The sequence below is a fragment of the Pseudoalteromonas sp. S3785 genome, from assembly GCF_005887365.1.
Classification (GTDB): Bacteria; Pseudomonadota; Gammaproteobacteria; order Enterobacterales; family Alteromonadaceae; genus Pseudoalteromonas.
Genome location: NZ_PNCT01000011.1, coordinates 82,131 through 93,807 on the forward strand (window position 1 = coordinate 82,131; position 11,677 = coordinate 93,807).

An 11,677-nucleotide genomic window follows, 5' to 3' on the forward strand; every position below is an offset into this window, starting at 1 on the left:
TATTTTAAGCCCATTCGCTCTTCGAATACTGTTCGAACGACGTTAATGCGGCTCACATCATACAGCCTCCTTAATATCTCGAACACCTTATAGGTTCGTAAGAGATGATTCACAACTTCAATTTAGACGACTACGCACTGTGGACAGCGCTTGTTACGCCGTTTGATCAACAAGGTAATGTTGACTACGACACGCTCACAACACTTGTTAGCGAACAAGAAGCGGCACAAAACGGTATTTTACTGCTCGGTAGCACAGGTGAAGGCTTAGCCCTTACGCTTAAAGAGCAGCAAGGCATTGTTGAGCACGTGTGCCAATTAAAACCCAGTGTACCGCTTATGGTTGCTGTAGGCGGTAGCAATTTAGCCCAACAAAAAGAATGGGTTAGCTATTGTAATCAGCTACCTATTCACAGTTACTTACTAGGCTCGCCGCTTTATGCTAAACCAGGTGCTGTAGGTCAAACACATTGGTACGAAAGCTTATTAAGCGAAAGCGCACATCCGTGTATGTTGTACAACGTACCTGGACGCAGCGGTGTAAGCATTCCTATCGAAACCATTGAAAACTTAAAAGCGCACCCAAACTTGTGGGCGTTAAAAGAAGCCAGTGGCAACATCACCCAATTTGAAGCATACCGACAAGCCGCGCCTAATTTAGCGCTATACAGTGGCGACGATGCACTTATGCCCTACTTTGCCCAAGCAGGTGCAAAAGGCTTGGTTTCGGTTGCGGCCAATGCATGGCCCTTGCAAACACATGAGTTTGTAAAGCGCAGCCTGAGCGGTCAACACCCCAATTTATTTGCTCAGTGGACCCAGGCTATCAATAGCCTATTTGCTGTAGCAAACCCTATTCCCGTTAAAGTGCTAATGCACCAGCAAGGGCGTTTAAATAGCCCACTGTTGCGTCCACCTTTAACACATCTTGAGTTAACGCAAACCGATTGCATTACCACTGCAAACGACACCATTTTATCTTGGCATTAAATACAGGTTTTTATAATGAGCTGGTTAGAACTACTAAATAATTTAGAATCGGGCGCAGTACGCGCAGCATCACAAAACGAAAGCGGCCAATGGGAAGCTAACGTAGAAGTAAAACAAGGCATTTTAGAAGCCTTTAAAAATGGCACTAACACTGAGTTTGCAGGTGGCTTTGTAGATAAGCATAACCTTGCACCACAAGAATTTAGCACTGAAGATGGCGTGCGTATGGTACCAGGTGGCACCAGTGTTCGCCGTGGTGCATACGTAGCTAAAGGCACAATTATTATGCCACCAGCGTACGTAAATATTGGCGCATACATCGACGAAGGCACTATGGTTGATAGCCACGCATTAGTGGGCTCGTGTGCACAAGTGGGTAAAAATGTACATTTAAGTGCAGCTGTTCAATTTGGTGGTGTGTTAGAGCCAATCGGTGCTAGCCCAGTCGTGGTTGAAGACGATGCGTTTATTGGCGCAGGCTGCGTGATAGTAGAAGGCGTAGTGGTTAAAAAAGGCGCGGTACTTGCACCAGGTGTGCGCTTATCAGCAACCATTCCAGTATACGACTGCGTAAACGAACGCCAGCTTGAAAAAGGCGAGCCAATTCCAGAATACGCAATTGTAATACCTGGCTCTCGCCCTGCGTCTAACGAGTGGGCTCGTGAGCAAGGCCTCAGCATGTCGTGTGCACTCATTGTTAAATACCGCGACGAACAAAGCGATGCATCATTATTGCTAGAAGAGGTTTTACGATAATGAGCTTTTTGAGCACGCCAATCAAAAACGCTGTTAATACGCTTACACAGCAACTTGATACCCCTTTTTTCGTTTACGACTTAGATAAACTAAACGCACACCTTGCGCGTTTAGTTGCACAAACCGATGTAAAGCTTTGGTATGCAGTAAAAGCGAACCCGCTCTCTAAGGTTATTCAATGCCTAGACAACGCCGGATTTAACTTTGACGTAGCAAGTAAAGGTGAGCTTGAACAAGTCCTTGCACAAGGTATTAGTTCGCAGCGCGTGCTCAACACAGGGCCTGCAAAGAGCCCTAAACAAATTAAACACTTTATTGAGCGCGGCGTACGTATTTTTGTTGCCGAAAGCCTCAATCAAGTACGTTGGTTAAACCAACAAGCACAACTGCAAAATACGCAGCTGCAAGTTTTATTGCGTGTGCAACTACGCTGGCCTGAAGGTGAAAAAAACCCACTAGGGGGTGACAGCCTAACTCCGTTTGGGCTTGGCTGCGATGAATGGCAAGCACTCAATACTGGCGATTACCCAGCCCTAAGCTTTGACGGTCTGCATATTTTTCAGTGGGGTAATATGCTTAGCACGCAAAAGCTAAGCGAGCTGTGGTCGCAAATGATTGCACCGCTTACAGCCCTTGCCAGTAACTTAAATATAAACCTTAAAATTTTAGACTTAGGCGGCGGTTTAGGTATTCCTTATACACCAAACGATGCAACACTTGAGTGGGATGAATTAATCACCGCGCTGGCAAAAATTAAAAAAGACGCAGGTGTAGACGAGCTTTGGATGGAGCTTGGCCGCTATGCTGTAGGCGAATGCGGTCATTACGCTAACCCCGTTGTTGAGTGCAAACAAAACTACGGGCAACAGCAAGTTATTTTAATCGGTGGTATTAACCACTTATTACGCCCTGCAGTTACAAGCCAAGACTTTCCTGCAGCGCTACTACGCGAATCAACGGCGCCCGAACAAGCAATGAGCTTATATGGCCCATTATGTACTGCCCTTGATTGCTTGGGCGAGCATACCCTACCAAGCGATTTAAACGAGCAAGACTGGCTGGTGTTTAGCCAATGTGGCGCCTATGGTTTTACCGAAAGCATGCCCTATTTTTTATGCCATGAGCTAGCTGCAGAATACGTATTACAAAATGGCGAGCTCACGTGTGTACGCCAAGCTGAAGATGCCAGCCACTACCTAAGGTAATAAATATGAGCATAACAACACCCATCAGCCAAGAAAACGTTGTAGTCGGGGAAGTAGCAAACGGCTTACCTCTAACTATTCCTGTGTATCGCTTAAAAGGCGATGGCAGCGGGCCAAGCGTTTATATTCAAGCCAATATGCACGGCGCTGAGGTACAAGGTAACGCGGTTATATTTCAGTTGCTAGAGCAGTTAAAGCAGCTAAATTTAAAAGGTGATATTACTTTAGTACCTTACGCTAACCCTATTGGTTGTAATCAAAAATCAGGGGAATTTACCCTTGGACGGTTCGATCCAATTACTGGCACTAACTGGAACCGCATGTATCACTACAACAATGATTTAGTGACCCAGTTTGCCAAAGAGCATAGCCAGTACGACGACGCAGCTTTAAAAAATCACTTTAAACAAGCCTTGCTTGATGAAATAGATACTAAACTCAACGGCCCCGCGTATTTACTCAATACAGGTAAACGCATTGCGCTTAACCTGCAAAAGCTTGCGCACCAAGCCGATATAGTACTTGATTTACACACAGGTCCAATTTCAAGCAAGCATTTATATTGCCCAACCTATGCAACCGACAGTGCCCGCTATTTTAATATTGAACATGTGCTGCTTATTCCAAGCGACTTTGATGGTGCAATGGATGAAGCCAGCTTTTGCCCATGGTGGCACCTAAGTGAAGCACTTGAAGCAAAAGGCAGAGACTTTAATGTACAAGTGGAAGCCTTTACGGTAGAGCTAGGTAGCCAAGAGAAAATAGATTTAAAAGAAGCACACAACGATGCAAACAGTATTTTAAGCTATTTAAATCATAAAAATGTATTGGTAGACGCACCACACAAACCGAGCAATATAACCCGCTACGCATGCCATTTAGATGACTACTATGCTTACTACGCCCCTATTGGCGGCATGGTTGAATATGTAGCCCCGCTAGGTGGGCATATTAAAGCAGGCGAGCCCATTGCACATGTTTTACGCATGGAGCGCTACTTGAGTGAGCAGCCACTACAAACACTTAGCCTCGATTGTGATGCTATTGCAATTTTGCACTTTGCCTCGGCAAGTGTTAACCAAGGCACTGAACTTTATAAGTTTTTTACAAACGTATTTGAGCTATAGCTCACCCTTCTCATTGCGTGAGAGTAAATTAATGATTTAAAAGTTAATTTACATTAGATAAGCGGCTTAGGCCGCTTTTCTTTTGATCTAAACACTACAAGCAAACGTAAATAACATGGTTTAAACGTAAATTCAGTAAAAGTTCACCGTTACAAATGTAAAAAGACGTTATAATTTATAAATCTACCCTACTCTCAAAGGAATAAACAATGAGCTGGCGTTATTGGATTGCACTCACGGCTTTACTTAGTACCCCCTCTTTTGCCCAAGAAGAGATAAAAGAAAACGAACAAGACAACGATATAGAGCTTGTTAAGCAATGTATTTTAAACGAAGTAATTGGTGGCGACGGAAAGCAAACCTTAGACGAACTCCGTCAAAAGTGTTCAGCTCTTGAAGAAAACAAACAACTTACCGCACTTGATAAACGTAAAGCCCGCGAAGAAGTAAGCAAAAAAAACCGTAACGTGATTACACCGCATAAACGTAACTACATTTTGCCACTTTCGTATGTATCGCATCCAAACGATCGCCCGTTTGATGGCTTTGACGAGCTAACCGATGAGCAAGATGGCGAGCCACTTGATAACCTAGAGGCTAAATACCAGCTTTCTATAAAGGTTCCATTATATGATGACTTTTCAGATGACGACCAAGCCATCTACTTTGGTTTTACTTTGCAATCATACTGGCAAATTTATAATTCTGAAATTTCATCGCCATTTCGTGAAACCAATTATGAGCCAGAAATTTTTTGGGTAAATTACCTAGACCAAGAAAACGTACTGTGGGGCGATGAAATGGCCATAGCGCTGGGTATTTCTCATCAATCTAATGGCCGTAGCCAACCTAATTCTCGTTCATGGAACCGAGTTTATGCCAATTTCATTTGGGAAAACGAAGGCTTTGTATTTAGTTTCAAACCTTGGTACCGAATCGCTGAAGACGAAAAAGAGGATCCATTAGAAGCTGATGGTGATGACAATCCTGATATTTACAAATACATGGGTTACTTTGAATTTAGCGGTGCCTACCGCTATCATGATCATGAGTTTAGCTTTATGACACGTAATAATTTAAATTCAGATAATCGTGGTGCAATTCAGTTAGATTGGTCATTCCCTCTTTGGGGTCGTTTACGTGGTTACGCCCAGTACTTTAACGGTTACGGCGAAAGCCTGATTGATTACAACGCCGATATTGAGCGTGTTGGCGTGGGTATCTTGTTGACCGATTTGCTTTAACATTATATGCGCTGCTAAAAAAGCCAAGCATTTTTAAAATGCTTGGCTTTTTTAGTGAACTGTTACCGATTACTTTTTAACAGCAAAAACCCCTTCGAATTCTGCAACAACGTCGCTGCCATCAAATATAGTAACTGGTACTACGTAGCTGGTTTTTCCTTTTGCCTCCAGCTCACCGAGCTTACCTTTACAAGTTTGCACATCAACACAACCACGCGGCTCTTTATTCAGTGGCTTTAAATACTTTATATTGGCATCGGCTAATACAATATTGCCCTCAAGTCCTGCCTCTTTAAGCGCTAAGTACGTTGCGCCCCAACCGGTTAAAGTTGCCAAACTATAAATAGAGCCTGCAAACATAGTATTATGTAGGTTTAAATTAGCGTCTAAATCAGCACGAGTCGTAAATTGCCAATCTGTATAACTCTCTACTTTTATACCCATTGCATCACTAATTGGGATTGATTCACGCCAAATATTTTGCAGTATTTGTGTCCAATCGGGATGGCGAAACCAGCCAGGCTCACTAGGCTTTTGCTTAATCATTTTGAAATGTTGAACATCGCCATACGCTAAGTGGGCTTTTTCTTTTAGCTCATAGCCGTGGCGCTTATAAAACTCAAGCGCACGCTCGCGAGCAAATAACACTAATTCGCCTGCGTTTTGGGTCCATGCTATTTTTTCAAGCTCGTGTAATAAACGGCTACCAATATGCTGGTTACGGTTACCTTCGGCTACGGCCATGTAACGTACTTGCGCTTGCTCATGGTTGTTAAAGTGTAAACGGGCCACACCAAGCACATCACCGTTGTTATTTTTTATAAAGCGATGCTCTGAGTCTTGTTCCATATCGTCTTGTTCAGAGCCACGAGGCTCATTCCAAGGCGCACGTAGTACTTCCCAACGTAATTGATAGTACGCTTGCCAGTCTTCGCTGCTCTGCGGTGTAGTTACTTGAAACATATATACTCCTGTTGTTTTGCCGTAAATAAAAAATAAAGGCTACGGCATGTAATCCAACTGAATAACTCTTTAACCTGCACATTGGTTTTTACATTAGAAAATTAAAGATTAAGTTGGTTGGAATTATTATGGCAAATACCATACTCCATCTTTTAAACACTGCCAATACGACTTTGGTAAGCAAGCGAAAAAATAACTGTTTTACCCATCTCATCAGCTAGTTTATGCTGGGCCTTTAGAGATTGAACATGCACTGAGCGAAGGGTTCTGCCTAGGGGAAATTTACTCTTTGTTGCCTACATGGGTGTAAGCCAGTAGAGTAACGCAGGAGCAGTTACCTAGCCCACTAGGTTACAAATCTCGCGCCGCGATTGAATCGCCCCTAGATTGAACAAACTTTAATCCTGAAAGGTCAACAGGCCCTTAATGTTATGAGCGATTTTATAAACCCTTCAACGGGTGTAGTGAGTAGCCACTTTATTAGCCACAGCCAAGATATTGGGCAACTAGTTTACTGGCATAAATATGCAGGCGATCACATACAGGTTCGCCAATCCGGGCAGCTTCGCTGGCTGCTAATTAACGATACGTTGCAATCGGTGATAGAGCTTAACAATCCACAGCGCTTACTATTTCCACATTTAACCTATTTAGCTAAGCAGTGGCAAACTTTAGCACCACCAAATCATGTGTTAGAACTTGGCCTTGGCGGTGGCGCTATACGTAATTACTTACAATACACTTACCCGCAGGCACACGTAACATCAGTTGAAAAAAATGCAGATATAATTGCCTGCTATACAGATTTTTTCGCTCTTAAAAGCCAAAGTGACGTGCAGTGTGATGATGCACAAAATGTACTTAGCAAAGCACATAACTATGACTGGATTATTCTTGATTTATTTAGCCGGTTAGACGCGCCACGATTTTTGTTTGAACACGCGTTTTATCAAAAAATATACGATGCGCTCAACGCTGGTGGCACGCTATTTATTAACTTTTTATCGCAGCATGAGTCGCAGTTAATTCAACTGCAGCAGTTATTGCTAAATGTATTTGGGGTAAAAGTAAGCCCGCATAAAGTAGCGGGCTTTGTTAATCATATCGTTATTGTTACTAAATCTGATAATTAAACCGATAAGTTAAAGGTAACAGGTCCATCGTTACACAGGCTCACTTGCATATCGGCGCCAAACTCTCCTGTTGCAACACTAATGCCTTGAGCTTTGGCTTGCGTTACAAAGTACTCGTAAAGCGCGTTAGCTTGGCTAGGTGTGGCTGCTGATGAAAAGCTCGGGCGCATGCCTTTTTTGGTATTAGCCGCTAAAGTAAATTGCGACACCACTAATAACTCACCGCCAATATCTTTTAGGCTTAAGTTCATTTTGTCGTTTTCGTCGGTAAAAATACGGTAGTTACTTACTTTATGCAGTAGCTTATCGGCTGCTTGCTCATCATCAGGTTTTTCTACACCTAAAAGCAGTAATATACCTTGCTCTATTTGGCCAATAACTTGGTTATTAACTTCTACTTTTGCGTGTTTTACACGCTGTATTAACCCTTGCATTTAATTAGTTTCCTCGGTTTTTAGCTCATCGTCTATTTCTATTTCTGGTGTTTGCGGCACATGATTAGGGCTGATACAGGCTGTAAATTCAGCTCCTAACAACACCACTACCCACGACAAATACACCCACACAAATAAAATAGGTATGGTCGCAACAGCACCGTAAATCACTTCGTACGAAGGAAAATGACTTATATAAAGCGCAAAGCCTTTTTTAGTCAGCTCAAATAAAACAGCCGCAAAAAGTGCGCCGGGTATCGCTGCTCTTATAGAGACAGGCGTATTAGGCACTAAGGTATATAACATTAAAAAGCCAACCATTGAAAAACCATAAGGCACCAGCTTTAACAAAAAGCCGCTAAACCCAGGGATACCCTGATCGGCAAACGAAACCAACGACACAATATAGGAGGTAACACCAATACTTGCACCAAGTAGCACCGGGCCTAAACTTAACACCATCCAGTAAACAGCAAAAGAGATCATCATTGGGCGTTTTTTCTTAATTCGCCAAATGCGATTAAGCGTGGCATCAACATTACGTATAAGCAGCAATGCAATCGCCGCTAAAAAGCCAATACCCACCGCGGTCATTTGGTTCGCATTGCCAGCAAAGGAGCTGATATGCTCTTTAATAACATCAGACGAGGTAGGTACAAAGTTAGTAAACAAAAAGCTCTCTATGGCTATGCGGGTCGATTCAAACCCCGGGAAGGCCGAAAATATTGCCACGCCTACCGCAATTAATGGTACTAAAGAAAGCAAAGTAACATAGGCAAGGTAGCCTGCATTCACTGTAATTTGATCGTCTATACAGCGGTTAACGTACTGCATCCACCAACCTGGCTGTTGCCTTAAAAAGGAGATAGCTTGCTGTTTATAAAGGGAGAGCTTATCATTCATACAATTGACTTGTGCTAATCGAATTTTGATTATGATAGCAATCAGCACCATAATTTACAGCACTTACTGGTAAATAGGGATCCAAATGAAAAAACAAACATTACTTAGCGCCTCGGTACTGGCCATTACGCTTACCTTATCGGGCTGTCAGTCGGCCTATTATTCTGCAATGGAAAAAGTAGGTGTTCATAAACGCGATATTCTTATTGACCGCGTAGAAGAAACCAAAGATTCACAAGAAGAGTCGCAAGAAGAATTTCAATCAGCACTTGAGCGCCTAACGACCTTAATCAATTTTGATGGTGGCGAGTTACAAGATGCCTACAACCAACTTAACGATGATTACGAGTCGAGCTTAGCAGCAGCTAATGAAGTATCGAGCAATATTAATAAAGTAGAAGACGTAGCCGAAGCTCTTTTTGATGAATGGAGCGATGAGCTTGAGCAATACAAAAGCGCGTCGCTTAAACGCGAAAGCAGTAAAAAGCTAGCCGCTACTCAGCGTCAATTTAGCCAATTACTGCGCTCTATGCGCAGCGCAGAGAGCAAAATGGAGCCTGTGCTATCCTCTTTACAAGATAACGTACTGTACTTAAAGCATAACTTAAACGCACAAGCGGTTGCCGCTATTAAAGGCGAGTTCACTAATTTAAAACGTGATATTCAAGTGCTGATGAACGACATGAATAAATCAATTGCTGATTCAAACAAGTTTATAGAACAAATGAATAACGCAGGCTAAGTGTTTAAATTTGCCTGACAAAGCCTGCATAATGCAGGCTTTTTTGTTACGTTTTGTTACCTTTGAAGCATTCTTCAATTCACCGATGTTGCTATACTTTTATAAAAATAATAATAGAAAACAACAATGAAACTAAAAACCACCAGCCTTGTATTTATTTGTGGATTGCTTAGCGCTTGCGAAACCGCCAATCGCATTGAGGTGATTGCAGGAGAAAACACGCTTACCCCGCAGCATCAAACAGGCGAGCGAAAAGGACGCTTTTATAACCTCTACCCTGGCAAAAAAACCTACCCCACCACCTGCGAAACCGACTGCTACCCACCAAGCCCTAAATTACAATGCAAACAAGACGCTGAAGATTGCCAATTTATTGCTGCGCAAAAGCCAATTAATTTAAATACGGGCTTTACCGTGCGCTGGCTAGGACACGCGGGGTTTATGATCCGCACACCTAACGAACAATACGTGCTATTTGACCCTGTAAAAGAGCAGTTCGACTCACCTGTTGATTTAGCCTTTAGGTTAGCCTCAGGGTTTTACAGGCAACCCGGCGATTGGCTTACACAAAACGAGCTTAAAAACCTAAGTGCAGTGATGTACTCGCATATTCATTACGATCACTTTAATAAAGCCGATATAGAAGAGCTTGGTAATAAACCTCGCTACTTAACGCCATTAGGTATGGCCGACAACTTCCCTACTGGTGGGTATAACATTAGCGAAATGGCCTGGTATGCAAAAACCCTGCTTGATGATTTAACGATTCATGCCCTACCAGCGCACCACTTTAGTAGCCGCGTACTGGTGCCCTTTATTTACGAAGATAACGATAAAGACCTATGGAATGGCTGGTTGCTTGAGCAAAACGGCAATACCTTATTTTTTGCAGGCGACACAGGTTATTCAAAGCACTTTAAAGACATTCAGCAAAAATATGGCGATATAGACATATGCCTATTGCCCATAGCCTCGTATTACAGTGAAGAGAACCCTAAATGGTATCGTTATGTACACACCACACCAGAGGATGCACTGAACGCGTCGCAAGATCTTAACTGCAAAGTAATGATACCGTGGGGTTATGGTAACTCAAGTTGGAAAATGGGCGACCGGACAAGCCATTCAGCACTGTTAAGATTGCTACATATGCACAATAAAATGGCTTCAACCACACCCTTATATATTTTAAACGAAGGCGAAAGTATTTCACTGTAACTCATTGCTGTACTGATTTAGGACGATTGTTATATCTAAATACATATTAACATTGAGAAATTAATGAAAAAACACGCATTAGCTTTAAGCTGTTTATTAAGCGCCCCAGTAATGGCCATTGATGTAGCATACACATCAACCCCAATTACTATTGATGGCGTGTCTGAAAGCGCATGGGATAAAGCAACGTGGCATGATATGCCTCATTTAATGGATGGCACCCTGCCCACATCAGAGGCCGACTTTAAAGGCCGTTACCGCCTATTGTGGGATAAAAACTACCTGTATTTACAAGCGGATATAACTGACGATGTACTTATTGATACGCACCCAGACCCGACCGTAAAATATTGGGATGACGATGCGCTGGAAATTTTTATCGACAGCGATGCCTCGGGTGGGGTTCACCAATTTAACCATACTGCAATGGCTTATCATATTGGTCTTGATAATCAGGCTGCCGATTACGGCCCCGATAAAAAGGCCCATTTGTATACCGACCACCTAATCAGTAACTGGAAGCGCAATACCAAAGCGCCCTATAACATCACCTGGGAAGTCGCTATAAAGCTCTACCCTAACGATTACCAAGAAGGCGCTGTAAACACACCCGTTACGCTAAGTGAAAAACACGTCATTGGATTTATGCTCGCGTATTGCGATAACGATGGCAGCAAGGTGCGTGAGCACTTTATGGGCTCTCACAAAGTACAGCCAGTAAACGGCGACAGAAACCGTGGTTTTATAGATGCAAACGTATTTGGCAAAATTACCCTGCTGCCAAAAAATAAGTAACCACTAACAAAATAATTAAAAAATAGGTTGGGTTGAGCGCAGCGAAACCCAACGAAAAAATATCCCAGCACCAATTACAGATGCTTTGAGTTATCGATTGTTTCAGCTCTGACTCTTTTACTGCTCACTCCCTTCTCTTTGTGCAAATATTTTTTAAGTGAATTATTC

Annotated in this window: 12 protein-coding genes; 9 read left to right on the forward strand and 3 right to left on the reverse strand. The window is 42.7% G+C overall.

The window, feature by feature from the left end:
• The first annotated feature begins 104 nt into the window (after nucleotides 1–104).
• The 5 genes from dapA (at nucleotide 105) to CWC17_RS03830 (ending at nucleotide 5,321) form a co-directional block, all read left to right on the forward strand.
• Entirely contained in the window at nucleotides 105–989 is an 885-nt protein-coding gene (gene dapA, locus CWC17_RS03810; RefSeq protein ID WP_138612122.1) for a 4-hydroxy-tetrahydrodipicolinate synthase, read from the forward strand.
• A gap of 15 nt (nucleotides 990–1,004) precedes the next feature.
• Nucleotides 1,005–1,745, forward strand: a complete 741-nt coding sequence (locus tag CWC17_RS03815) for a 2,3,4,5-tetrahydropyridine-2,6-dicarboxylate N-succinyltransferase (RefSeq protein ID WP_138612123.1) — start codon at nucleotides 1,005–1,007, stop codon at nucleotides 1,743–1,745.
• Nucleotides 1,745–2,950 carry a PLP-dependent decarboxylase gene (locus CWC17_RS03820; RefSeq protein WP_138612124.1) on the forward strand — a complete coding sequence of 402 codons (1,206 nt, stop codon included), beginning with the start codon at nucleotides 1,745–1,747 and terminating at the stop codon, nucleotides 2,948–2,950. The genes CWC17_RS03815 and CWC17_RS03820 overlap by 1 nt, the downstream gene beginning before the upstream one ends.
• 5 nt (nucleotides 2,951–2,955) lie before the next feature.
• Nucleotides 2,956–4,077 carry a succinylglutamate desuccinylase/aspartoacylase family protein gene (locus tag CWC17_RS03825; protein WP_138612125.1) on the forward strand — a complete coding sequence of 374 codons (1,122 nt, stop codon included), beginning with the start codon at nucleotides 2,956–2,958 and terminating at the stop codon, nucleotides 4,075–4,077.
• Between the two features lie 209 nt (nucleotides 4,078–4,286).
• The gene (locus CWC17_RS03830) at nucleotides 4,287–5,321 is read left to right on the forward strand and encodes a phospholipase A (RefSeq protein WP_138612126.1); all 1,035 of its coding nucleotides are present in this window, start codon (nucleotides 4,287–4,289) and stop codon (nucleotides 5,319–5,321) included.
• Nucleotides 5,322–5,390: 69 nt separating this feature from the next.
• On the opposite strand, the gene CWC17_RS03835 is transcribed toward CWC17_RS03830, so the two are convergent.
• Entirely contained in the window at nucleotides 5,391–6,284 is an 894-nt protein-coding gene (locus CWC17_RS03835) for a bifunctional GNAT family N-acetyltransferase/hotdog fold thioesterase (protein WP_138612127.1), read from the reverse strand.
• 431 nt (nucleotides 6,285–6,715) lie between these two features.
• On the opposite strand from CWC17_RS03835, the gene CWC17_RS03840 reads away from it, so the two are divergent.
• Nucleotides 6,716–7,417 (forward strand): spermidine synthase, encoded by a 702-nt coding sequence (locus CWC17_RS03840; protein ID WP_138612128.1) that lies wholly within the window; start codon nucleotides 6,716–6,718, stop codon nucleotides 7,415–7,417.
• Here CWC17_RS03840 and dtd read toward each other — a convergent pair.
• Complete coding sequence (gene dtd / locus CWC17_RS03845) at nucleotides 7,414–7,851, reverse strand: D-aminoacyl-tRNA deacylase (protein ID WP_138612129.1); 438 nt, start codon at nucleotides 7,849–7,851, stop codon at nucleotides 7,414–7,416. The genes CWC17_RS03840 and dtd overlap by 4 nt on opposite strands.
• A complete protein-coding gene (locus CWC17_RS03850) occupies nucleotides 7,852–8,754 on the reverse strand; it encodes a virulence factor BrkB family protein (RefSeq protein WP_138612130.1) in 903 nt (300 codons plus the stop codon).
• A gap of 85 nt (nucleotides 8,755–8,839) precedes the next feature.
• Here CWC17_RS03850 and CWC17_RS03855 point away from each other — a divergent pair, with 85 nt between their 5' ends.
• The 3 genes from CWC17_RS03855 (at nucleotide 8,840) to CWC17_RS03865 (ending at nucleotide 11,509) form a co-directional block, all read left to right on the forward strand.
• Entirely contained in the window at nucleotides 8,840–9,496 is a 657-nt protein-coding gene (locus CWC17_RS03855; protein WP_138541523.1) for a DUF2959 domain-containing protein, read from the forward strand.
• 126 nt (nucleotides 9,497–9,622) lie between these two features.
• Nucleotides 9,623–10,714 carry an MBL fold metallo-hydrolase gene (locus tag CWC17_RS03860; protein ID WP_138612131.1) on the forward strand — a complete coding sequence of 364 codons (1,092 nt, stop codon included), beginning with the start codon at nucleotides 9,623–9,625 and terminating at the stop codon, nucleotides 10,712–10,714.
• 63 nt (nucleotides 10,715–10,777) lie between these two features.
• The gene (locus CWC17_RS03865) at nucleotides 10,778–11,509 is read left to right on the forward strand and encodes a CBM9 family sugar-binding protein (protein ID WP_138612132.1); all 732 of its coding nucleotides are present in this window, start codon (nucleotides 10,778–10,780) and stop codon (nucleotides 11,507–11,509) included.
• Nucleotides 11,510–11,677: the final 168 nt, after the last annotated feature.

What these genes read in the sequence shown, in the direction of transcription:
- dapA (WP_138612122.1), top strand. Translation starts at nt 105, where the DNA reads ATGATTCACAACTTCAATTTAGACGACTACGCACTGTGGACAGCGCTT.
- CWC17_RS03815 (WP_138612123.1), top strand. Translation starts at nt 1,005, where the DNA reads ATGAGCTGGTTAGAACTACTAAATAATTTAGAATCGGGCGCAGTACGC.
- CWC17_RS03820 (WP_138612124.1), top strand. Translation starts at nt 1,745, where the DNA reads ATGAGCTTTTTGAGCACGCCAATCAAAAACGCTGTTAATACGCTTACA.
- CWC17_RS03825 (WP_138612125.1), top strand. Translation starts at nt 2,956, where the DNA reads ATGAGCATAACAACACCCATCAGCCAAGAAAACGTTGTAGTCGGGGAA.
- CWC17_RS03830 (WP_138612126.1), top strand. Translation starts at nt 4,287, where the DNA reads ATGAGCTGGCGTTATTGGATTGCACTCACGGCTTTACTTAGTACCCCC.
- CWC17_RS03835 (WP_138612127.1), bottom strand. Translation starts at nt 6,284, where the DNA reads ATGTTTCAAGTAACTACACCGCAGAGCAGCGAAGACTGGCAAGCGTAC.
- CWC17_RS03840 (WP_138612128.1), top strand. Translation starts at nt 6,716, where the DNA reads ATGAGCGATTTTATAAACCCTTCAACGGGTGTAGTGAGTAGCCACTTT.
- dtd (WP_138612129.1), bottom strand. Translation starts at nt 7,851, where the DNA reads ATGCAAGGGTTAATACAGCGTGTAAAACACGCAAAAGTAGAAGTTAAT.
- CWC17_RS03850 (WP_138612130.1), bottom strand. Translation starts at nt 8,754, where the DNA reads ATGAATGATAAGCTCTCCCTTTATAAACAGCAAGCTATCTCCTTTTTA.
- CWC17_RS03855 (WP_138541523.1), top strand. Translation starts at nt 8,840, where the DNA reads ATGAAAAAACAAACATTACTTAGCGCCTCGGTACTGGCCATTACGCTT.
- CWC17_RS03860 (WP_138612131.1), top strand. Translation starts at nt 9,623, where the DNA reads ATGAAACTAAAAACCACCAGCCTTGTATTTATTTGTGGATTGCTTAGC.
- CWC17_RS03865 (WP_138612132.1), top strand. Translation starts at nt 10,778, where the DNA reads ATGAAAAAACACGCATTAGCTTTAAGCTGTTTATTAAGCGCCCCAGTA.